Origin of the sequence: Catenulispora pinistramenti, assembly GCF_018274385.1 — a bacterium.
Classification (GTDB): domain Bacteria; phylum Actinomycetota; class Actinomycetes; order Streptomycetales; family Catenulisporaceae; genus Catenulispora; species Catenulispora pinistramenti.
The window spans coordinates 16,662-37,689 of the sequence record NZ_JAAFYZ010000066.1 but is presented as its reverse complement, the minus strand read 5'-3'; the positions used below and the strand labels follow the sequence as shown (position 1 = coordinate 37,689).

Annotated in this window: 16 protein-coding genes and 3 tRNA genes; 3 read left to right on the top strand and 16 right to left on the bottom strand. The window is 70.3% G+C overall.

All coding sequences use genetic code 11. The features are described 5' to 3' along the window. The first annotated feature begins 186 nt into the window (after positions 1–186). Positions 187–1,179: an alpha/beta fold hydrolase gene (locus KGQ19_RS20390; protein WP_212010789.1), complete on the top strand. Its 993-nt coding sequence runs from the start codon at positions 187–189 to the stop codon at positions 1,177–1,179. Here the strand turns inward: KGQ19_RS20390 and fxsT are convergent. The 7 genes from fxsT to KGQ19_RS20355 form a co-directional block, all read right to left on the bottom strand. After that, on the bottom strand, positions 1,167–5,042 hold the full coding sequence (gene fxsT / locus KGQ19_RS20385) for an FxSxx-COOH system tetratricopeptide repeat protein (protein ID WP_212010788.1): 3,876 nt from the start codon (positions 5,040–5,042) through the stop codon (positions 1,167–1,169). The genes KGQ19_RS20390 and fxsT overlap by 13 nt on opposite strands. Next, positions 5,039–6,244, bottom strand: a complete 1,206-nt coding sequence (fsxC, locus tag KGQ19_RS20380) for an FxsC protein (protein WP_212010787.1) — start codon at positions 6,242–6,244, stop codon at positions 5,039–5,041. The genes fxsT and fsxC overlap by 4 nt, the downstream gene beginning before the upstream one ends. Further along, positions 6,241–6,849: a toll/interleukin-1 receptor domain-containing protein gene (locus tag KGQ19_RS20375; RefSeq protein WP_212010786.1), complete on the bottom strand. Its 609-nt coding sequence runs from the start codon at positions 6,847–6,849 to the stop codon at positions 6,241–6,243. The genes fsxC and KGQ19_RS20375 overlap by 4 nt, the downstream gene beginning before the upstream one ends. 116 nt (positions 6,850–6,965) lie before the next feature. After that, positions 6,966–9,236 (bottom strand): FxsB family cyclophane-forming radical SAM/SPASM peptide maturase, encoded by a 2,271-nt coding sequence (locus KGQ19_RS51965; RefSeq protein WP_212010785.1) that lies wholly within the window; start codon positions 9,234–9,236, stop codon positions 6,966–6,968. Then, entirely contained in the window at positions 9,233–9,373 is a 141-nt protein-coding gene (locus KGQ19_RS20365) for a hypothetical protein (protein WP_212010784.1), read from the bottom strand. Before KGQ19_RS20365 ends, KGQ19_RS51965 begins: the two co-directional genes overlap by 4 nt. 108 nt (positions 9,374–9,481) lie before the next feature. Next, the gene (locus tag KGQ19_RS20360) at positions 9,482–9,961 is read right to left on the bottom strand and encodes a hypothetical protein (RefSeq protein ID WP_212010783.1); all 480 of its coding nucleotides are present in this window, start codon (positions 9,959–9,961) and stop codon (positions 9,482–9,484) included. Between the two features lie 11 nt (positions 9,962–9,972). Then, complete coding sequence (locus tag KGQ19_RS20355) at positions 9,973–11,832, bottom strand: RyR domain-containing protein (protein WP_212010782.1); 1,860 nt, start codon at positions 11,830–11,832, stop codon at positions 9,973–9,975. Positions 11,833–12,043: 211 nt separating this feature from the next. On the opposite strand from KGQ19_RS20355, the gene KGQ19_RS20350 reads away from it, so the two are divergent. Then, positions 12,044–12,922 carry a hypothetical protein gene (locus KGQ19_RS20350; RefSeq protein WP_212010781.1) on the top strand — a complete coding sequence of 293 codons (879 nt, stop codon included), beginning with the start codon at positions 12,044–12,046 and terminating at the stop codon, positions 12,920–12,922. A 62-nt stretch (positions 12,923–12,984) separates the two neighbouring features. Here the strand turns inward: KGQ19_RS20350 and KGQ19_RS20345 are convergent. The 8 genes from KGQ19_RS20345 to KGQ19_RS20310 form a co-directional block, all read right to left on the bottom strand. Then, positions 12,985–13,057 (bottom strand) — tRNA-Glu (locus tag KGQ19_RS20345). A 248-nt stretch (positions 13,058–13,305) separates the two neighbouring features. Then, positions 13,306–14,565: a DUF1266 domain-containing protein gene (locus KGQ19_RS51960; RefSeq protein WP_212010780.1), complete on the bottom strand. Its 1,260-nt coding sequence runs from the start codon at positions 14,563–14,565 to the stop codon at positions 13,306–13,308. Between the two features lie 294 nt (positions 14,566–14,859). Beyond that, positions 14,860–14,935 (bottom strand) — tRNA-Glu (locus tag KGQ19_RS20335). Positions 14,936–15,064: 129 nt separating this feature from the next. Continuing rightward, positions 15,065–15,889: a hypothetical protein gene (locus KGQ19_RS20330; protein WP_212010779.1), complete on the bottom strand. Its 825-nt coding sequence runs from the start codon at positions 15,887–15,889 to the stop codon at positions 15,065–15,067. 120 nt (positions 15,890–16,009) lie between these two features. Beyond that, positions 16,010–16,081: transfer RNA gene (locus tag KGQ19_RS20325), tRNA-Gln, on the bottom strand. A gap of 123 nt (positions 16,082–16,204) precedes the next feature. Beyond that, the gene (gene gltX, locus KGQ19_RS20320; RefSeq protein ID WP_212010796.1) at positions 16,205–17,689 is read right to left on the bottom strand and encodes a glutamate--tRNA ligase; all 1,485 of its coding nucleotides are present in this window, start codon (positions 17,687–17,689) and stop codon (positions 16,205–16,207) included. A 25-nt stretch (positions 17,690–17,714) separates the two neighbouring features. Beyond that, the gene (locus tag KGQ19_RS20315; protein WP_212010778.1) at positions 17,715–18,509 is read right to left on the bottom strand and encodes a fumarylacetoacetate hydrolase family protein; all 795 of its coding nucleotides are present in this window, start codon (positions 18,507–18,509) and stop codon (positions 17,715–17,717) included. A gap of 146 nt (positions 18,510–18,655) precedes the next feature. Continuing rightward, on the bottom strand, positions 18,656–19,288 hold the full coding sequence (locus KGQ19_RS20310) for a TetR/AcrR family transcriptional regulator (RefSeq protein WP_212010777.1): 633 nt from the start codon (positions 19,286–19,288) through the stop codon (positions 18,656–18,658). Positions 19,289–19,359: 71 nt separating this feature from the next. Between KGQ19_RS20310 and KGQ19_RS20305 the strand changes: the two genes are divergently transcribed. After that, positions 19,360–19,653 (top strand): hypothetical protein, encoded by a 294-nt coding sequence (locus KGQ19_RS20305; RefSeq protein WP_212010776.1) that lies wholly within the window; start codon positions 19,360–19,362, stop codon positions 19,651–19,653. A gap of 137 nt (positions 19,654–19,790) precedes the next feature. On the opposite strand, the gene KGQ19_RS20300 is transcribed toward KGQ19_RS20305, so the two are convergent. Further along, positions 19,791–20,960 carry a YeiH family protein gene (locus KGQ19_RS20300; protein ID WP_212010775.1) on the bottom strand — a complete coding sequence of 390 codons (1,170 nt, stop codon included), beginning with the start codon at positions 20,958–20,960 and terminating at the stop codon, positions 19,791–19,793. Positions 20,961–21,028 lie beyond the last annotated feature (68 nt).

The following is a 21,028-nucleotide window of genomic DNA, read 5'->3' as shown; positions in this document are numbered from 1 at the left end:
GCGGCCTCTGGTGGTTGTGGCCGGTGCGGTTCGGCGTAACCATGGCTAAGACGGCCCATCGGTGCGGTGCGCCCCGGTGTCGCGTCGGCTTTCCATCGTCTGGCAGGATTACCGCATTCCAGAAGTCGGTTACCGTATGAAGTCGAGCGGATCCGCTCCGACGACCGCCGCGCTGAGAGGCGTCCGATGACCCAGCTCACAGAGTCCGTCGCCGGCAACCGGTCCGGGGTGGCCACCAGGGCCGACGGCGGGCGGGTCGCGTTCGCCGAATCAGGGCCCTGGAACGGTTATCCCATCTTCTTCCTGCACGGCACCCCGGGCAGCCGGATCGGCGTGCTGCCGCGGCCCTTCGAGCTGTCCCGCCGCCGGGTGCGGCTGATCGCCATCGACCGCCCCGGATACGGCATGTCCGACCGCCGCGCCGGCCGTGACGTGGCCTCGGTCGCCCAGGACGTGCTCGCGGTCGCCGACGAGCTGGGCCTGGAGACCTTCTCGGTGTCCGGCCGCTCCGGGGGCGGTCCGCACGCGCTGGCGTGCGGCGCGCTGTTGCCCGACCGGGTGCGCTCGGTGGTCGCGCTGGTGAGCATCGCGCCATACGACGCCCCGGGTCTGGACTGGTACGCCGGCATGATCGACTCGAACGTGGCGGCCTACCAACTGACCCGCGCCGCGCTGGACAACCCGGCCCTGATGCCGGCCATGAAGCTCAGCCTGGCCGTCGACACCGGCGCGCTGGCCACCGACTTCATCGCCGAGCGGCTGTTCGACGAACTGCCGGTCGCCGACCGCCGGATCGTCTCCGACAGCCGCATCAGGGGCCTGCTGCTCGCCGGCTTCCGCAACGCGGTGACCAACCCCGACAACCTCATCGCCCTGGACCCGGCCGAACTCGCCCTCGATCCGGCCGAGCCGGTGCCGACCTACCTGGCCGGACAGTTCGACGACCACGTCGCCTTCTGCTCCCCGTGGGGCTTCGACCCCGCGGACATCCGCTGCCCGACCCTGGTCTGGCACGGCGGCACCGACGTGCACTCACCACCGGGCCACTCCCGCTGGCTCGCCTCCCGGATCCCGCACGCGGTGCTGGACGTGGATCCGGGAGAGGCGCACTTCGGTGCGGTCCGGTACTTCCCGCATCTGTTGGGCTGGATGGTCAAGGCCGGGGCTCAGGTGCGATAGGGCTCCAGGTCGCGGTTGGCCAGCCGCCACTCCAGGAACGTCTCGATGGTCGTGTGGTCCGGGCCGAGAGCGGCCTTCAACTGCTCCAGCGCCGCGTTCCTGGCCGCCTCCGCCTCGGTCTCCAGACCCAGGCGGTGCGTCACCACGGCGCGGTTCGCCACGGTGACGATCGTGCTGGGGTGATCGGGCCCGAGCACGGCCTCCAGGTGTTCCAGGGCGGCGTCGAGCAGGGCCGCGGCCTCGTCGAGGAGGTCGCAGTCCGCTGTCGCGTTGGCGAGGTTGACGGCGCAATAGAGGGTGAACGGGTGCTCCGCACCGAGCACGTCCGTGAGCCCGTCGAAGGTCGCCGTGGCGAGCTCGCGGGAGTCCTCGGGTTTGCCGGTGGTCCGCAGATAGATCGCGACGTTGTTGGCGCTGGCGAGCGTGTGCGGATGCGTGCTGCCCAAGTGCTTCTCGTACTGCTCGCGCATCTCCCTGGCCGCTTCGAGCGCGAGGTCCCGGCTGCCGGCCGCGGACAGGTCGCAGGCGAAGTTGAGCTTGCAGGACAGGGTCTCGGCCCCGTTCGGGCCGAACACCGCCTCGAACGCCTTCACCACGTTCTTGGTCTGGGCCAGGCCGTCCGCGTGCCGGCCGGCCTTGCGCAGCGCCACGGCCAGGCCCTTGGCGGACTCCAGGGTGTAGGGGTCGTACTCGCCCCGCCGTTCCTTGCACCGTCGCAGAACGGCTTCGAGAAGTCGGATGGAGCCCGCGTAGTCGCCGCAGTCGCGCAGGTCCCGGCCGAGGTTGATGGCGGTGTTCAGGGTCCACGGGTGCTCGTAGCCGAAGATCTGCTTCTCGTCGTTGTACAGCTGCCGGTCCAGGTCGCGCGCCGCGTAACAGTCGCCGGTCACCGCCAGTGAGAAGGCGTAGTTGTGCGCGGCGCGCAGGGCCGCCCGGCCGTGCTCGGACGATTTGCGGGTCACGTCGTAGCAGATCTGGTCGATGTACCGCGCGTCCCCGAAGCGGCCCACGGCGCGCAGATCGGCGCCGACACTTGCCAGGGTGTTGAGTCGCTCGGGATGGTTCTCCGGCAGGATGTCCTCCTGCCGGCGGGCGACGTCCATGTCGATCTCGTAGGACTCCTGGGCCCGGCCGACGTTCCGAAGCACGTTCGCCAGCAGGAACCGCAGCCGCAGCACGGTCCGGTCGTTGTCGCCGGACTGCGCGGTCCACAGCGTCAGCAGGTTCCCGGCGATCTGCTCGGCCTCGGTCAGCTGGCCGGTCAGCGACAGGTGCCGCACCTGGTCCATCAGCAGCTGCCGGACGTTCTCCTCGGTGCTGGTCTCGGCCTCGCAGGCGCTCAGGTGCGGCCAGATCCGGGCGAACGCCGCCCGGTTCTCGGGGTCGTCGGTGTCCCCGCTCGTAGGTCGGGACAGGGCCAGAATCTGTTGCACCGAAAGCCGGGCCCGCTCGGCCACCCCCTGCTCGACGAGCCGTGGCCGCAGGAACTCCTGGAGCGCGCGGTGCATCGTGAACCCGTGGACCTGGTCGATGCGCAGCAGCCCGAACCGGTTGAGCGCGGCGGCGTAGTCGCCGAGCAGCGCCCGGTCGACGGTCAGGACCGGGTCGTAGTCGGCGAGGACCTTGGCGAACTGCTCGCTGTAGAGGATCGCGCGGTCCACCGGCTCGCCGCCGAAGTACGCGAACAGCTCCATCATCCGCAACGCGGCCGGCGAGGCGGTCTGGACCTGCTCGATCGCCGCGAGCCACACCGCCCCCCGGACCGACACCGGCACCCGGGCCAGGTAATCGTCCACCGACACCGCGGTCTCGCGGATGTACTTGCCGGCCGCGTCGATGTCGATCGGCACGTCGCCGAGTGTCTCGGCGAGGTGGTCCGCCTCCTGCCGCTCCATCTGCGGCACATGCCGGTGCAGCAGCGCGATGCTCTCCTCGCGGGCGAAGGTGTCGACGTTCAGCGGCGCCGTGCTGCCGGCCGCGACCTCCCGGTCCCGGGTGGTGATCAGGATGTGGGTCGAGCCGCCGACCGGCACCAGGCCCGCGATCGTGTCCGCCTGCCCCACGTTGTCGAAGATCAGCAGCGCCCGCTTGAACGGCTCGCCCCGGCGCAGCGCGTCCTTGACCCGGTCCACGGTCGCCACGTCGGTCGCCGCCCGCAGCCCGAGCCGGTCGCCGAGCTGTGCCATCGCCTCCACCGCGCGGTTCGGCTCCTCGCTGCGGATCCACCACACGATGTCGTAGCTGGACTTGAACCGGTCGGCGTACTCGATGGCGATCTGCGTCTTGCCGAACCCGCCGGCGGCGTGCAGTGCGCGCAACGAGGTGGTGTTCCCGGCCCGCAGCAGTTCGCGCAGCTCATCGATGATCTTGGTGCGTCCGGTGAAGTTCGGGTTCTTCTCCGGCACCAGCCAGATCTCCGGCTTCGCGCCGGGATAGCGCAGCGCGGCCGGCGCGCGCAACGTGACGTCCAGGATCTGGCTCAGTTGCCGCAACGCGGTGGCCTGGTCCAACTGGTCCAGCTCGACCAGCATCCGGGTGGGGAAGGCCTGCTCGACCGTCGTCGCGTCCACCCGGCAGGGCACCACCAGACCGCGGGTCTTGCCCGGGTCCGCCAGCTGGAGCGCGCCCAACAGCGCGTCGTGCTCCAGTGCGGTGCGGTAGGACTCTGATACCAGGGCGATGATGCGCTTGGCCGACTTCACCGCCAGGCCCAAGGCGTCCGGCGCGACCGTGAACTCGGCCTCGCGCTGGGTCCGGACCCGCAGCCCGGAGTACTCCAGGACCGTCGTCATCCACTCGGCCCAGGGCCGGTCCTCGGAGACGTAGCTGAGCAGGATCTCCGCGGGCGTCTCGGGCTTGCGCCGGGTGAACCTGGTCCGCAGGAAGTCGGTGCGTTCCTCCTCCGGCAGCGGCGGCAGCGCGCTCACCGAGCCGTCGCTGATCTCGTCGGTCAGCCGCTCGAAGGCGGCGAGCAGGGACCCGGGCTGTCCGGGACGGTCGCCGAACCCGGCCAGGACTTCCTCGTAGGCGTAGAAGGTCTTGTAGGGGATCTGCACCTTGCCCCAGTACTCGTGCGGGGCTTTGCCGGTGACATAACGCTGGAACAGTGCCTGTGCCTTGGCCAGACCGGCGTCCTTCTTGTCGGTCTCGGCGTCCTCGATCCGCATCGGGACCGGCAGGATCCTTATGGTCGCGTCGACGTCGTAGCCGGTGACCCGCTGGGCCACGTCGGAGGCGCCCTCCAGACTCTGGTCACTCAGGGCGAAGCCGATCACCAGGGTGTCCGGCAGCAGCGCCGTGCACAGGTCGCCGACGTCGTTCATCCCGGTGCGGCTGTCGATCAGGGTGTAGTCGTAGTCCCGCCGCATCGCCGAGCGCAGCGCCTCGATGAACTCGTCGCCGTGGAAGTCCTGCATGAACTTGTCCCACTCGAAGCCGGACATCCCGGTGCCGTACTCCCGGTTGCTGGCGCCGGCCGGCAGGAAGTCGAGCCGGCCGCCCGAGGGGAACTCCCAGCGGACCGGGATGACGTGCTCGGCCAGCTGGGTGAACCGGCTGGCGATGACGCTGGGCGCGGTGCGCCGGGCGGCGCGCGGCTGGTCGCCGCGGCTGGCCGTCTCCTTGATCGCGGACTCGTAGTTGGTGATCAGGAAGCTGACCCCCAGGTGCTCGCTGAGCGCGGCCTGGTCGATGAACGGCCGGTAGAACTTGTCCAGGCCGGGCGCCTCCAGATCCCAGTCGACGGTCAGGACCCGTTTCCCGTTGGCGGCCAGGATCCAGGCGGCGTTGGCCAGGGCCATCGTCCGTCCGCAGCCGCCTTTGTAGGAGTAGAAGGTGATGATCTCGCCCGACTGGTCGCTCATGTGTGGTTCTCTTCCTCGGCGGGGTCGCTGGCAGGGCTGAGCAGGTGGTTCGCCAGCTGTATCCGGGTGTGGTTGGCGGTGGCGTCCAAAGCCAGGTCGAAGCTCTGCAACGAGGTGGCGATCGGGGCGTTGATCCGCAGCGAGGGGCTGCGGCGGGCGAACTTCCGGTCCAGGACGCGCTGGAGTTCGGCCCGCAGGCGGTGCAGTTCCGCATCCGGCACCCCGGCCGGATCCCAGGCGACGACGACGCCGATCCACGGCTTGTCGATCCGGTCGAAGCGCTGGAGCGCCGCCCGCCAGATGTCGTCGTCCACCACCAGCGGATTGACGACCAGGACCACCTGGGAGTCGGGTTCGGTCTCGCCGAACAGCCGCGCGTCCTCGGTACTGAACGGCACCACCTGTGGCTCCCAGCCCTTGTCCCGGGCCAGTCCCACCAGGATGTCGGCCAGCGGCCGGGAAGTCTCGGCCGAGAACGGGGCCCAGTCGGTGATCGCCGGGCCGAACTGCCGGCCGGCGGCTTCCCGCGGCCGGTGCAGAGTCGGTGCCAGCAGGACGACCACCAACGGCTGCCGGTCAGCCTGCCGCAGCGAGCTCTGCACGTGGGCCAGATCGGCGGCTGCGACCCGGCCGACTGTGCGGCCGGCCGCGATCTCCGCGACCCGCCGCGCCAGGCCCTCCACGACCTGCCGGTACCGCGCCGGATACGCGCCCTGCAACCAGAACAGGCCCTTGTCCAGGTACTCGTCGTCGACGTCGGCCTGCCCGGTCCGATACGGCGCCGGTTGCGCGGCGGCCCACTGCGGCGGGACCGGCGCCCACAGGACCGGCAGGATCGCGTCGGCGCGCGGCGTCCCGGCCAGCCTTACCCGCGCCTCGAAGGCCGCCAGTTCCTTGCCGCACTGCTCGTTCTGGAAGTACCGCTCCTGGTGCAGCGGCACGAAGACGTCGCATTCGGCGATGTCCTTCGCCGGGTCCGTCGCTCCGGAACCAGCCGGGGCGTTCCATTCCCCGCTGACGGCGCCGAGGCTGTGCAGGCGGTCCAACGGCGCGAACCGCGTGAGCGCGGCGCACAGGTCGTAGTAGAACGCTGCGAAATCGCGGTCGGGATCCCCTTGCACGCGCTCTGACACGCTCGGCCGCGCGTAGCTGAGGAAGAAGACCGGGCCGCCGCCCGACGGCTTCGCCGGGTCGTCCGTCATGGGGAACCTCCGAACCGCGGGGGCAGGATGCGAAGATCTTCAGGGTCGCCGTCGGGCAGGTCCGCGGATTTCGACACCTGACCGATCCGGCGCGCCAGGTCGTACACCATGGCGTGGTAGTCGTCGCGGTAAAGGACCTGTAAGCCGAAGAACCCGTGCTCCCGGTACCGGCTGTCCTGGGTCGAGTCGTCGAACAGATGCCGCTCGGTGAACCACTCCGGAAGGCTCAGGTCCTCCAGGCCGTTCCACAGGATCGGCACGATGGGCGGATACGAGGCCGGACCCAGCTGCTTGCAGCGCTTCTCGAACGCGGCCCATTCCCGGCCGCACCACTCGCTCTCGAAGTAGCGCAGGGACAGCAGCGGCACGAAGACCCGGAACTGCGCCAGCCGTTCGAACAGGACTTTCTGGAAGGAGTCGCCGGCCCGCATCGAGGTGTCGGCGAAGGCGACATCGGTGCCGAACGTCGTCAGGTGGTAGAGCATCTTGCCGATGTCGTCGAAGAACGTGTGGAACGCGCGGTTCGGATTCTCGTCGAAGTCGCCCCCGGAGATATGGGCATAGCTGAAGAAGACCGGGTACGGCGGATTCGGACGGGCTGGCACGGCGCGCTCCTCGATGCCGGTGGCAAGGTGCCGTCGTCTGCGAGCGTATCCGAAGTCTGCGATGCCAGCACGGATTCACGCTCGCAGGCTGGCACAACGTCGTGGCGAACGACGATTCAGCGCCATCGCGCGGCTCCGGCGGCCATCTCGGCGACCCATTGCCGGCCCAGCCGGGTCAGCGCCGGGCTGGCGGTGATCTGGGCCAGGGCCGCCCTGACGTGTCCGGCGACCTGCGCCGAACGCCGCGCGAACTCCTGGCTGCCGGGATGGCGCGTAGCCAGAGCACGCCTTTGCCAGTACTCGGCAACGGCCATGTGCGCGTACGTACCCTGGAGCACGGCCTCCAGGGAGCGCAGATCCCGGCGCCAGCCGACCGGATAGCTGCTCGCGTCGGACTTGTCATGCAAGTCGAACATGTCGAGCACGGCGCCGAGCTTCAGATGCTGGAACTCGTGCAGCAGCAGGCAGGTGAGGGCCTCGCCGGCGGTGTCGGCGGCCGGATCGGGCAGCGCCACCCCCAGCGCGCCGAACGCGTTGCGCGCCGTCGCGCTCCGGTGGCGCCCGGGGTGCGGCTTCAGCGGGACGACGGCCGTCAGGCCCTCGGCCATCTCGGCCAGCGCCTCGGGGTGCCGCTCGGCGAGCACTTCGGCGGCCGCGTCGAGGTCGTCCTGCCAGGCGAAGAGCTCGGCGGCGGACAACGGCCCGGACACCGGATGCCCGAACCGGTCCCGGGCCGGGTCGTGGTCCTCCAGCCGTACGGTGATCGGACCTATGCGCGCCTCGTGGCGGATCGGCTCGACGCTCAGGCCGTTCACGGTGATCGCCGCCTTCTCGTCCACCGCGACGTGCCACGGCCCCGCGGCCGTGGCGAGCGTGCCCACGGCCGGAAGCGCGAGCCGGTCCTCGGCCGCGACCAGATCGAGCTCCGCCGGCGTCGAACTCAGCACCGCGCAGCTCAGGGCGATCCTGGCCAGCGTCCCGGCCGGCCCCAGCGCGTCCCGGCCCTCGGCCGGCATCAGGAACGGATCGGCCAGGACCCGGTTGACCACGCTGCGGTCGCGCGTGTCGAATTCCTGGACCAGGGCCCAGCTGTGCTCGGCCCGCAGCGGCTTGGACAACTGGCCGAGCTTGACGCGGGCCTTGCTCAGCTGCGCCGTCCGCAACGCGGCGACCGCGTCCTCAGTGCCCTGACCACGGCCCAGGGCTGCGAAGTCGGCGGCGCCCATCCGATGCCGGGCGATCTTCGGGGCCTGGTGGCGCTCATTGGCCAGACTGGTGATGAACGTATAGAGGTCCCGACAGTAGACGGACGGGTTGGCGAATCCGGAGCCGTCGTAGCGGTGCGCGTACAACCCGCCGCCGCAGATCCGCAGGACGGGGCAGCGTTCGCAGACCGGGCTCGGCGCGGCCGCGTTCGCCGTCCGCCCGTCGAAACCCGGGTGCGATCCCGCCTCGTCGAAACTGTCGCGGCTGACGTGGAAGCCGGTCGCCGGCGCCCCGTCGTAGGCGGTCTTGAGCGAGTCCTCTTGTTCGATCTCGCCGTCGGTCTCCACGACCACGACGTCCGTCGGCCCCAAGCCGATGGCCTCGGTGCGGCTGGTCCGCCCGGCGATCAGGTCGGCGACCGAGTGGAAGAGCCGGACGTCCATCGGGCGCCCGCGTTCGGCCCACCGCTGATGGACGGCCAGCAGCCACTGCGCGTAGCGGGGTTCGCCCGCGACCGCTCCGGGCGGCGGATTCACCCACGTGGCGTGCGGCAGCAGGAACTCCACGCGCGGCGGAGCGAAGGCGGACAGCGCGTCGAAGACCTCGACCGGATCGTTCTCGACGTCGATCGTGCACAGCAGCCCGTTGAAGACCGGCCGGTACCGCTGCGACCCGATCAGCCGGATCGCCCGGACGAGCTCGGGGTAGCTGGTGCGGCCGTCCGCGTGCCGGCGGTGCCGGTCGTTCGCCCCCTTATCGCCGTCGATGGAGATCCCGACACCCACGCCCTCTTGGAGGAACAGCTCGCAGAAGGCGTCGTCGAGCCGAAGTCCGTTGGTCTGGATGCGGAAGTCGGCCGCGCAGCCCGGCGGCAGCGCCGCCCGCAGCTCCCTGATAAGGAACCTGATACGGTCCACCCCGGCCAGCAGCGGCTCCCCGCCGTGCAGGATCACGGTCACGCCGGCCAACGCGTGCGCCCTCGCGTGTTCGGCGATCCGGGCGGCCACCGCCGTCATGATCTCCGGTGGCATGAGATTGGGGCGACCGCGCCAGGACTGGTCGGCGTGTTCGAAGACGTAGCAGTGATCGCAGGCGAGATCACAGCGTCCGGCGATCTTGACGACGAACTGACGGAACACGACGCCGACCGTCCCCGGCGCGCTCGCCGGCCGCGAACTCACACCGACGACTGGAACTCGGCCACCGGGACGTCGGTTTCGTCGGCCACCGCCAGGTCGTCGTCGCCGGCCAGCATGGCCAGCGGCACGTCGTCCACCGCCGGGATGTTGGAAACCAGGAGTTCCCCCTCGAAGCCCATTGCCCTCTCCCTGTCCGATACGAGCGAATGGCGAGCATTTCTCGTAGTTCAGCATTGCACCGCATCCCAGAGGCGACAAGACGCAGGTGTGGGGCTCGCCCGGGGCGATCACACCCGCCGGGCGCCCGCCGGCCACACCACGTCGACCGGCAGACCGCGCTCCCAGGCGCCGCTGACGACCTCCGCGGTCCCGCCCGATCCCCGGGCCGGCAACCCGTCCCAGACCGCGACCAGCCGGTCGATCATCTTCAGCATCCGCACGCCCGCGGCCAGGTAGGCGGGGCCGTCGGACTCGATGAACGCCAGGCGGTGCACGGCCGCGGCCCGAGCCAGCAGATCGTCGTAGGTACGGCGGTGCGACGCCGACAGGGACTCGCGGTAGCGGGCCGCCGGCACGACCACTTCCAGCCGGCCGCCCCGGTCGGCGACGGCCTGGGCGAACATCGTGTCGGCACCCTCGGCCAGACTCGACACCCCGACCAGATCATGAGGCTGATAAGCCTCCACGATCCGCCGCAGGGCCACGCCGATCAGGTCGGACGTCGGAGCGTCGAAGGTGCGGTGGCCGGTGATTCCGATGCGGTACATGATCCTGGACCTCACCACAGATCCACTCCCAGGATGGGGATCGCCGCGTGGGCGCTCGGGGTGTCGGCGGACTTCTGTGCGTGGGGCGGCGCCGGTCGGCCGGGCTCGTCGTGGCGCTCCGGCACCCGCACGACCGCCAGCCCCATGTCGCTCAGCAACGCCGGCAGGGCCCTGATGAACAACCGATCCTTCTGCCGCAGGTCCTCGGGCAGCACCGGCCACGGCACCAGCCCGGGGTGCACGCGGCGCGCGTCGTCGCGGCGGGGACCGTGGCGCCAGCCGCTCCGGCGGCGCTCGGCGGCCCACCGGGCGTGCTCGGCCTCGGCCAGGGTCTCGATCTCGGCGGGCCGGAAGAGGAACGGCTCGACGCTCTGGCGCAGCGGGGTCAGCAGACAGCGGATCGAGGCCAGTTTGCGGCCGACGTCCTCGGCCTGTTCCCGGTTCCCGCGTTGCAGATCCGGCGGGAGCTCGTCCCAGCCGGTCATGGACGCGGTCGAGTGCCAGGACCGGCCGGCGCTCAACTGGTCGGTCAGATACCTGCGATGGATGGACCGGGCCAGGCTGTCGGCGAGGTCGTCGCCGATGCGGTCCGGATCGCAGCCGACCTCGGTGACGTCGACCAACTCCAGCCGGCCGTCCAGGGCGTCGAACAGGGTGCCGGGGCGGCCGCCGCCGTGGAACATGTCAGCCATCTGCGACATCCGGTCCAGCCGGACCACCACGCCGTCCATCGCGCTCAGATAGGAGCCACAGGTCAAGGCGTCGGCAAGGGCGTCGCGCTCATCGCTCTGGCACAGATACAGCCGGCGCAGGCGCGGCGCGTGCGCCTGCCGGCGCGCGTCGAACAGCTGGGAGAGCGAGGTGAGCCAGGGCTCGATGACGCACACCTCGCGCAGGAACGGATACTGCTCCCGCAGCCGCGACCCGACGGTATCGGCGTCCGCCCCGACCAGCACGATGGTGATCGGGTCCTCGCTCTGGTCCGTGCGGCTGAGCCGCTGCCGTCCCAGTTCGACAAGCGCCGAGCGGGCGAAAGCACCGGTGCCGGAGATCGCTATGTGCGGCGCGGGCCCGTCGATGGCGGCCCGGTCCCGGCGCACGACGGTCTGCGCGGCGAGTTCGTCGCGGTTGAAGAAGTCGACGTGGGAACGACCCGCCCCGGCCATCGACCAGCGGCGGGCCTTCAGCGCCGTGCACAGGTCGAGGTCGTCGATCGAGGCGTAGACCCGCTCCGGGAAGCGCTGCCCGCGCCGCCACGCCTCGATCGCGTAGGCGACCTCGGAGTTGTCCTCGATGCGGTCCAGGCACGCGTAGACCGCCGACGCCCGCCGGACCCCGGCATCGGTCAGCGTCCGCTGCGAGGCCGGGACACCGACGACAGTCCAGCGGTCGTCCAGGACGTTGTCGAACCCGACCGGGTCGGCGGCGCTGTCCGGTCGCACCACCAGGACCCGTTTCCCTTGCGCCCGCAGCCTTTCGACCACCACCGAGGCGATGCGGGTCGTGCCGAAGACGACGGCGTGATTGCGGGAGCGCCGCAGCCAGGCGCGTCGTACCCGCCGGGCCGAGACCGCGACCACGATCTCCGCGATGGCGTAGAGGGCGACACTCGGCGCGCTGAACCGAGCCACCGACAGCTGCCACGGAAACGGGCCGCCCATGGCCAGGGGAGTGGACTGGATCAGGAACAGCTCGAGATCGAAGTAGATGAGGTCGCTGGGGGCGTGGCTGTAGTGCTGGCCGGGAAGGCCGAGATAGCGGTCAAGGCCCAGATAGCCGAGCACCAGGCTGACGACACCCACGGTGATGAAGAAGACGCGCACCACCGAGGCGAACCGGGGTGTGGCTGATCCACTGTGCCGTACCGTCATGGCCCCTCCCCTGTGAGAATACGTCGCGATCGACAGGGCGGTCAGCCGTCAGGCACCACGAAACCCCCGGTATGCGAATCGCAGGGCTCTGCCGCGCTCCCACTCGGGCCCCGCGCGCCCCCACCCTTGACCGAGTTAAGTATCTTAACCACAATGCCGGTCATCGGATGTTTCCACGTGCGGGCAACTCGTTTTCAGGAGATGAACACTCATGTCCCAGCCTTCCGACCCCCGCCGTCTCACTCGCCGCGCCGTGCTGGGCTCCCTGGCCGCCGCGGCCGTGGGCGTGCCGCTCGCACTCAGCGAGCAGGCCTCGGCCACGACCCGGGGGAACCTCGCGGCCTCGGGGATTCTCGCGACTCCGGGGACCCCCGTGAGCCCGGCGGCCACCCCGGTCTGGCACCCCGACCCGGCCACCGACGGCCTGAAAGCCTTCGAAGGCCTCGAATTCGACCGAGGCAACCTGTTTCCCGGCCGCCACGGCGACTACATCATCGTCGAGGGCGGCGACCACTACCGCTTCAACATCTGGAAGGACGACCGCGACACCACCGGCGGCGGCGACCGCCAGCGCACCGAGTCCCGGGGCATGGTGGCCGACGGCAGGCCGGTGAAGATGACCAACGGCCAGACCTGGAACATCACCTACCAGATGTTCATGCCCGACACCCTGCACGGCACCAGCCGGTTCACCCACATCTTCCAGACCAAGGTCCCGTCCACCAACGCAGGACCCTTCGTCACCCTCGACCTGACCCGCGAGAGCGCCGTCTCCGAAACCCTCCGCGCCCGCGCCTACGCCAACTCCGGCTCCCCGACCATCGCCTCCGCGCCCCTGGCACCCCTACGGAACCAGTGGATCACCATCCAGTGGACCCTGACCATCGGCCAATCCGGCTCCGCCCGCTTCCTCTGCCAGGACAGCACCGGCAAGACCGTCGCCGACGGCACCCGCCACGGCGTGATCCTCCCCGACCAGGGCGACTACATCCGCCCCAAGTGGGGCATCTACCGCTCGGTCGAGAGCGCCGGCTCGGACATCGTCGACACCCACCTGCTGTTCCGGGGGTACCAGGCTACGCGGGCGTGAGGCCCGAACCCGACAACGAGATAAGGGTTCGTACTCGATGAGTACGAACCCTTATCTTTCCGTAGCCCCGACGGGATTCGAACCCGCGCTACTGCCTTGAGAGGGCAGCGTGCTAGGCCGCTACACAACGGGGCCCCAGCTGCCGCGTCCGCGCCCGGGGCGCCTCGCGACCCCGAAAGCATAGCGCACTTCGGATGCCGCTCATCCCGCATTTACCGGGCGGTGGCCGGGGTCGTGACCAGGGTCACGTCGGTCCGGGCGGGGCTGTGAGCTCCGGGTCTGCCGGTGCGGGCGGCCCGGCGCGGGGCCCGGCGTCGCGCGGCCCGGGCGGGCGGCCCCGCCGCCCTCGTGCCCCGGCCGCGCGCCGCGTGGCGTCCCCGCTCTCAGTGCAGCGGCACCGTCAGAAACGGGCTGGCCGGGTCCCGCATCAGTGTCTGGTGAATCTGCAACGTATCCCGGTACGACTCCTCCGGGTTCCCCTGGCGCCCCATCTTGATCACGCGCCCGAGTATGTACGCCACCGACAGCGCGGCCCAGTCGGGGTACGCCCGCGCGCACAGGCTGCCGGCGCGCAGGACGATCTGCTCGGCGGTGGTGCGGTCGCAGAAGCCGCAGGCCACGCCCCAGCGGGCCATGTTCACGCAGCGGCCCCAGTCCCAGCTGTCCTGGGTCACCACGATCTGGTCCGGGCCGAGGGCGCCGTCGCGGCGCAGCCAGGTCTCGCAGCGGACCACCCACTGCGCGATGTCGATCATGTCCTGCCGCAGCGGCTCCGGCGCGCCCCGGTCCCGGCACCAGGCCTCGACCGCCTCGGTGAGCAGCCGGGTGTCGTGGACCGGGTCGCCGCTGGGCCGCACGCCGGCGCCGCGCTCATTGCGGATTCCGAGGACCAGGTCCACCGGCTGCGGGTTCTCGTTGTCCAGCAGCCTGTCGACCTGGTTCTGCCACTGCACCGGGCCCTCGATGCCCCACCACTCCTGCAACGCCTCCCGTTCGTCGTGGTAGTTCAGCCCCGGGTAGCCCAGCGAGTTCCACGGCACCGCGTTGCCCGCCGCCAGGTGCGCGCCGCACGCCATCGCCCGCGCGAGCTCGCCCTGCGTCGGCTCGTTGTAGATGGTGCGCACGGTGCCGTGCAACGCGTTCCAACTTCCCAACAGGTGCGGGTGCTTGCGCATCCACTGCGCGGCCTTGCCGACGTTCAGCTCCCGCTCCTCCGGCGTGCCCGGGTTGATCACCAGCTGCATCGTCTGCCGCTGCTTGGCCATACTCTGCACCCACGACGGGAACAGCACCCGGTGGAAGTACACCCCCTGGGGCTGCTCGGGCGGCACCAGCGCGCGGGTGTAGACCGGCAGGATCAGCCGGGCGCCGCGCCGGTGGGTGTCGTAATCCAGGCTGACCGTCAGGGCCGACTTCGACGTGCCACGGATCGCGTTGTTCAGCTGGCCGTACACGCTGAACTGGTTCAGCTTCACCACAGACTTGCGCAGGCTGAACTTCGAGGCCTGATCCGGGTCCCGGCGCGGCACGTACACGTCCAGCCGGGCCAGAGCGGCCAGGTACGCGTCCTCGTCGTCCGCCGCCTGCGCGGCCAGCAGCCGCTGGTCGTCGATCGAGGGCGCCGTCCAATTGTCGGTCGTCACGCTGATTCCCCCCTGGGATCCGTCCGATACGGTCGGCCCCCAATATGCCAAAAAGGCCGGTCGCGCGTGCGGCCGACGGCGCATCGTCCCCGGAGCCGCCCTCGGTGCCGGTCGGCCGCGCGGATCACCGATCACCGATCACCGATCGCAATTCCGGTATCGCACCGCGGGGTGGGGTGATCCCGCAGAAGGCGGTGTCCGGCGGCGTGTGCGCGTCCGCCGGCGCCGTCAGGGTGCTGAGTGCCGCCGAAAACGCGATAAGGGCTCTTACATCTTTGTAAGAGCCCTTATCGGTGGTAGCCCCGACGGGATTCGAACCCGCGCTACTGCCTTGAGAGGGCAGCGTGCTAGGCCGCTACACAACGGGGCCACTAGCACTGCCGCCGCGCCTGGGGCGCGAGCAGCGGGACCTATCTTAGGCGATCGACGGTGTTCGCCCAAATCGCAGGCCCGGCAGCGCGGCGGCGCCGTTCTGCGAACCTTTGTTCTCCTCGGATCGCTATTCGCCGATCGCCGCAGCGTCCGCGCGTACCAGTCGGACGAAGGCCCGGAGTCCGCTGAGCAGTTCGCGCTGGTCGGTGAGGCCGTCCACGGCCTGGTCGAAGTGCCGGGTGATCGCCGCGACGTGCCGTTCGGCCTCCTCGACCCGGGCTCGCAGTCCGGCCCGGTCGGCGTCCACGGCCTCGCGGGCGAGGCGTACGTCCTCCCGTAGCCGCACGTCCGTGGCCCGCAGGTCGCCCCGCACGTCGTCCAGTTCGCGGAAGGCGCGCTCCTGGGCCTCGGACGTCGCGCCCCGCAGCGCCTCCACCTCGGCGGTCAGCGTCGACATCCGGGTGGTGAGGTCGAGCACGTCGTCGCGCGGGTGCGTCGTCTCCTTCAGCAGGCCCGCGATCTGGGCCTTCACGTAGCCCAGGTACGCCGCCATCGGTCGGATCGCGCAGCTGAGCAGGTAGAACGCGGCGAAGTAGTAGCCCAGCACGTGCCCGGAGGCGTAGGTCACGCCGGCCACGATCGCCGCCGTCACGATGTGCCCGGCCAGCGCCAGCCGCAGCAGGACCCGCTCCCAGCGCCGCACCTCGGCCGCGCGGCCCTCGGGCACCGTGATGCCCCGCTCGCGCGACACGCCGATCTCGTTCCGGACCCGCAGGGCCCGGAAGTACAGGTTCCACGGCACCGTGGTGATGATCAGGAGCCAGTACAGGCTCACCGCGCCGAGCCCGACGTCCAGGACCGTCCGCCCGGGGACATGTACGAAGGACGCGATCAGCGCCACGAGACCGCCGAGGATCACGAAGCCCCAGAACGTCTCCCATTGCTTCTTCATGCCTTCAGCGTGCTGGAGGGTGGGGCATCGGAGGGAGAGTGCGGGTACTCAATTACTCGTGAGTAGCAAGCGGCTGAGGTACAGCAAAAAAGCGGACCCTTAGAGGATCCGCTCACAAAGCTGGGGTACCAGGACTCGAACCTAGAACAACTGAACCAGAATCAGCCGTGTTGCCAATTACACCATACCCCAACGACCACCCGACATGATCTCATCGCGCGGCGTTGCGTCGATAACTATACGGGAGGCCTGCCCTTCCACCAAAACGGCTTTCGAACGGGCCTCCCGATACAGCTCAGCGCGGCATCAGGACCGTCAGGAGCCCAGCGCCGCGGCCAGCCGCCGCAGCGTCCGCTCCCGCCCCAGCAGCTCGATCGACTCGAACAGCGGCGGCGACACCCGGCGCCCGGTCACCGCGACCCGGACCGGGGTGAACGCGTTCTTCGGCTTCAGCCCGAGTCCCTCGATCAGCGTCTCGCGCAGCGTGGCGTCGATGGCCGCGGTCGTCCAGTCCGGCAGTGCCTCCAGGGCCTTGGCCGCGGCCTCCAGTACCGGCTTGGCGTCCTCGCCGAGGGCCTTGGCGCCGTCCGCCGGGTCCACCGCGAAGGCGTGCTCGGGGACGAACAGGAAGCCGATCATGTCCACCGACTCGCGCAGCACCACCATCCGCTCCTGGATCAGCGGCACGGCGGCGGCCAGGGTCGCGGCCTGCTCCGGCAGCGGCGGGTCGGCGACCAGGCCCTGCTCGGCCAGGAAGGGCACGATGCGGCGGGCCAGGTCGTCGGGGGCCAGGGCGCGTACGTGGTCGCCGTTGATCGCCTGGCACTTCTTCAGGTCGAAGCGCGCCGCGTTGGAGTTGATGTGGGTGCCGTCGAATGCCGCGTACATCTCCTCGGGGGAGAAGAACTCCTTGTCGCCGCCCGGCGACCAGCCCAGCAGGGCCAGGTAGTTCAGCAGACCCTCGGGCAGGTAGCCCTCCTTCACGTAGAAGGAGAACGACGCCTCCGGGTCCCGCTTCGACAGCTTCTTGTTGCCCTCGCCCATGACGTACGGCAGGTGCCCGAACACCGGCACCGTCTCCGACAGCCCCAGCGCGATCAGCGCGGAGTGCAGCGGCAGCTGGCGCGGGGTGCTGGAGAGCAGGTCCTCGCCGCGCAGGACGTGGGTGATCCGCATCAGGGCGTCGTCGACCGGGTTCACCAGCGTGTACAGCGGCGAGCCGTCGGCCCGGACCAGGACGTAGTCCGGCACGTTCGAGGTGTCGAACGAGATCTCCCCGCGGACCAGGTCGTCCCAGGTCAGCGTGCCCTCCGGCATCCGGAAGCGGAGGACGCTGGTCCGGCCGGCGGCCTCGTGCGCGGCGATCTGCTCGGGGGTCAGGTTCCGGCAGGTGCCGGCGTAGCCCGGGGCCCGCTTCTCCGCCTTGGCCTTCGCGTTGGCCGCGTCCAGCTCTTCCTGCGTGCAGTAGCAGCGGTAGGCGTAGCCGCCGTCGAGGAGCTTCTTGGCGATGTCCGCGTAGATGTCCATGCGCTCGGACTGCCGGTAGGGGCCGTACGCGCCGCCGACCTCCGGGCCCTCGTCCCACTCGAAGCCCATCCAGCGCATCGTGGACAGCAGCGCGCTGTAGGACTCCTCGGTGTTGCGCGCGGTGTCGGTGTCCTCGATCCGGAAGACGAAAGTGCCGCCGTAGTGGCGCGCGAAGGCGTAGTTGAACAGCGCCGAGCGGACCATGCCGACGTGCGGGTCGCCGGTCGGCGACGGGGGGAAGCGGACGCGGACCGGCTTGTCCGTGTTCGGCACGGCGTGCGCAGGAACAGTTGTCGTATCAGTCACGAGCCACCACCCGGTTAGTCAAGTTGCCAATGCCTTCGATGCCGACCGAGACCTGCTGTCCCACCACGATCGGCCCGACCCCGGACGGGGTCCCGGTGAGGATCACGTCGCCGGGCAGCAGGGTCATCGCCTCGGAGACGTAGGAGACCAGGTCCGCGACCGGCCGCGTCATCTGCGCGGTGCGCCCGGCCTGCCGCAGCTCGTTGTCCACGGTGCAGGTGATCGCCAGGTCGGAGGGGTCCAGCTCGGTCTCGATCCACGGGCCGAGCGGGCAGAACGTGTCGAAGCCCTTGGCCCGGCCCCACTGCTTCTCCGCGCGCTGCAGGTCGCGCGCGGTGACGTCGTTGCCGCAGGTGTAGCCGAGCACCACCTCGGGCACCCGGGCCACCGGCACCTGCCGGCACATCCGCCCGATCACCACGGCCAGCTCCGCCTCGTGCTGCACGTCGAAGGACACGCCGAGCGGGTACTGGATGGCGTCGGACGGGCCGATCACCGAGGTGGACGGCTTCAGGAACACCACCGCCGGGTCGGTCTTGCCGGGGGCCTCGTTGCCGAGCTCAGCAGCGTGCTCGGCGTAGTTGCGCCCGATGCCGATCACCTTCGACGGCAGCACCGGGGACAGCAGCCGCACCCGGGACAGCGGCCAGCGCCGTTGGGTGACCTGGATCGGGCCGAACGGGTGGCCCAGGATCTCGGCCACCTCGAGGGCGTCGGGCTGTTCGCCCGCACCCTCGACGAGCCCGAACTTCACCTCGTCGTCGACGGAGAATCTCGCGATGCGCATTCTGCGATTTTAGAGTGTGCGCGGGCAGGTGGCCGATCCGGCGAGGCGCGGCCGCCGCAGCGCACGGAAAACTCCTCGGGGCTCGTGTCTTCGCCCGGCTTCGCCGCTGCCGGCCGGGCGTGCCGGACGACGCCCCTGTCTGCCGGTCAGCTGTCGCAAAGCTGGGGCAGCAACACTTCCAGCACCCACTGCTCCCACCGCGTCGGCGACCACCGGCGTTCCTCGACGAGCACGAGGTACAGGTCTGGGCTCAGCATCCCGAACAGCACGTCGGCCGCGACGTCGGCGCGCAGTCCGGGGCGGGCGCCCGGCTTGGCGGCAAGGGACTCGGCCATCGCCGACATCACCGTGAAGCGCGGGTCCACGTCGGGCCGCAGCACCTCGGCGACCTCGGGGTCCATCGCCGCCGCCGTCTGCAGGACTTTGTGCATCGGCGCGTACCGTTCGAGGATCGGCCGGGTCCCGCGCACCAGGAGCCGCACGTGCTCCTCGGCGGAGTCGGCGTCCCGCGCCTGGCGGAAAGCCGGCCGTTCCATGGTCGCCAACGGCTCGTCGTCGCCGGCGATCGTCACGTCGAGCAGCTCTTTGAGCATCGTTCGCTTGTTGCCGAACGTGAAGTAGATCGTCTGCACCGCCACGCCCGCGCGGTCGGCGACGTCCTGGAGCGCGGTCGTGCCGTAGCCCCGTTCCACGAACAGCTCGCGTGCCGCACGCAGCATCCGTTGCCGGGTCTCCCGGGTCTTGGCCGCGCGGCTGCCCGGGTTCTTGACTTCAGCCATGGCTAGAGTTTAACTCTAGTGAAAGTCGCTGGAGTTCAACTCCAGTGAAATCCGAGGAAGGGAATGCGGCCATGGCCGTTCTGCGGATCACGAGATTCACGATCGATCCCGCCGACGAGGCGGAGATGCGAGCGCGGCGCACAACCCTGCTCGCGAAGGTTCACGAGGCGTTCCCGAACCGCCTGACCGGCACGCAGCTCGTCAAGGTGGACGACGAGACGTGGTTCGACGCCTGGCGGTGGGCATCGCGGGACGCATACGCGGAGGTGATCGCCGTCGCCCCGACGCTGCCCGAGGCGGGGAACGCATTCGCGATCACCAAGGATCCCAGCCTGGAGTTGGGCGACATCATCGAAGAGTCCTGAACCCCTGGGGGCAAGGCCATGACCATGACCAGGATCAGGACCAGGACCAGGACCAGGACCAGGGCTCGGCCCCGCGCGCCCCCCTGCATGTCACGGCCGGAACGCCGCCGTTCCATCTCTCCCCGAACCGTAAGTGGTCAGGAAGTGAGGCGAACTCCGATATAGGCCGCTGAGGCGATCAGGGCCCATGACGCCAGGCCCAACGCGAGCGGTTTGGCCCCGGTCCGGGCCAGCTCGCGCAGCCGGACGCCGGTGCCCAGCCCGAACATGCCGGCGGCCAGCAGGAGGTCCTGGAGCTGCTTGCCGGCGTTCAGGGCGGAGGTCGGGAGGATGCCGGTGGTGCGCAGGGCGATCATCGCCAGGAAGCCGGCGACGAACAGGGGGACGATCGGGGGGTGCTTGGCCACCGGGGGGCTCGGAGCGTCAACGGGGGCCTCGGTAGCCGCCGGGTCCGCTGCTACATCACTCGGCTGGGTCACCTCCGTTGCGGTATTGGGGGAGCCGCCGCCTACGCCGACCAACGCCGGTACGCCGACCGACACCGGCAGCTTCGCCTCAGCGGCGGCGACCTCCGCCGTGGGCACCGCCACCCGCCGCCGCCAGGCAACCGCCGTCCCGGCCACCATCGGCGCCAGCATCGCGACCCGCATCAGCTTCACCACCACCGCGCCGTTCACCGCGACCGCGCCGCCCGAACTGGACGTCGCGACCACCTGCCCCACGTCGTGCACCGAGGCTCCCACCCAGTGCCCGAACATCGCCGGGTCGTGCAGCCCCAGCGGTCCGCGCAGCAGCGGCAGCACCAGAATCGCCAGCGAGCCGCACAGCGTCACCAGCGCGACCGCCAGTACCGGGTCCGGGTCGTCCTCGGAGTCGCCGGACCGCCGGGTCACACCCTCCATCGCCGCCACCGCGCTCGCGCCGCAGATCGCGAAGCCGGTGGCGATCAGCAGCGGCTGGCGGCCGGGCAGGCCCATCCGGCGGCCCAGCCACTGGGTCCCGAAGAACGTCGCGAACACGACCGCGACCACCAATACCAGGCTCTGCCAGCCCAGCTTCAGCACGTCGCCGAGCGCCAGTTGCAGCCCCAGCAGCACGATCCCGAGCCGCATCAGCCGTTTCGCGGCGATCTGCGCGCCCGGCCGTGCCGCGCTCATCGTCGCGGCCGGCAGCAGGTTCGCGGCCAGGACGCCCAGGATGACGGCGGCCGTCAGCGGCGACAGCGTCGGCCACATCCGGTTCGCGAACCAGGACACCGCCACCGCGCCGGCCGTCAGCGCCAGGCCCGGCAATCCACTCTTTCCCACGTCATACGAGCCTGGTCGCCCGGAACGCAGTCGGGTAGCCGGAGATTGCCGAAGACCTCATAGGCTGT

Bases quoted from the DNA above. Each gene is read 5' to 3' on its own strand.
- fxsT (WP_212010788.1), bottom strand. From the start codon at position 5,042: ATGAGCGACCAGTCGGGCGAGATCATCACCTTCTACTCCTACAAAGGC.
- fsxC (WP_212010787.1), bottom strand. From the start codon at position 6,244: ATGACGGACGACCCGGCGAAGCCGTCGGGCGGCGGCCCGGTCTTCTTC.
- KGQ19_RS20355 (WP_212010782.1), bottom strand. From the start codon at position 11,832: ATGACGGTACGGCACAGTGGATCAGCCACACCCCGGTTCGCCTCGGTG.
- KGQ19_RS20315 (WP_212010778.1), bottom strand. From the start codon at position 18,509: ATGCGCATCGCGAGATTCTCCGTCGACGACGAGGTGAAGTTCGGGCTC.
- KGQ19_RS20310 (WP_212010777.1), bottom strand. From the start codon at position 19,288: ATGGCTGAAGTCAAGAACCCGGGCAGCCGCGCGGCCAAGACCCGGGAG.
- KGQ19_RS20360 (WP_212010783.1), bottom strand. From the start codon at position 9,961: ATGTACCGCATCGGAATCACCGGCCACCGCACCTTCGACGCTCCGACG.
- KGQ19_RS20350 (WP_212010781.1), top strand. From the start codon at position 12,044: ATGTCCCAGCCTTCCGACCCCCGCCGTCTCACTCGCCGCGCCGTGCTG.
- KGQ19_RS20365 (WP_212010784.1), bottom strand. From the start codon at position 9,373: ATGGGCTTCGAGGGGGAACTCCTGGTTTCCAACATCCCGGCGGTGGAC.
- KGQ19_RS20390 (WP_212010789.1), top strand. From the start codon at position 187: ATGACCCAGCTCACAGAGTCCGTCGCCGGCAACCGGTCCGGGGTGGCC.
- KGQ19_RS20330 (WP_212010779.1), bottom strand. From the start codon at position 15,889: ATGAAGAAGCAATGGGAGACGTTCTGGGGCTTCGTGATCCTCGGCGGT.
- KGQ19_RS20305 (WP_212010776.1), top strand. From the start codon at position 19,360: ATGGCCGTTCTGCGGATCACGAGATTCACGATCGATCCCGCCGACGAG.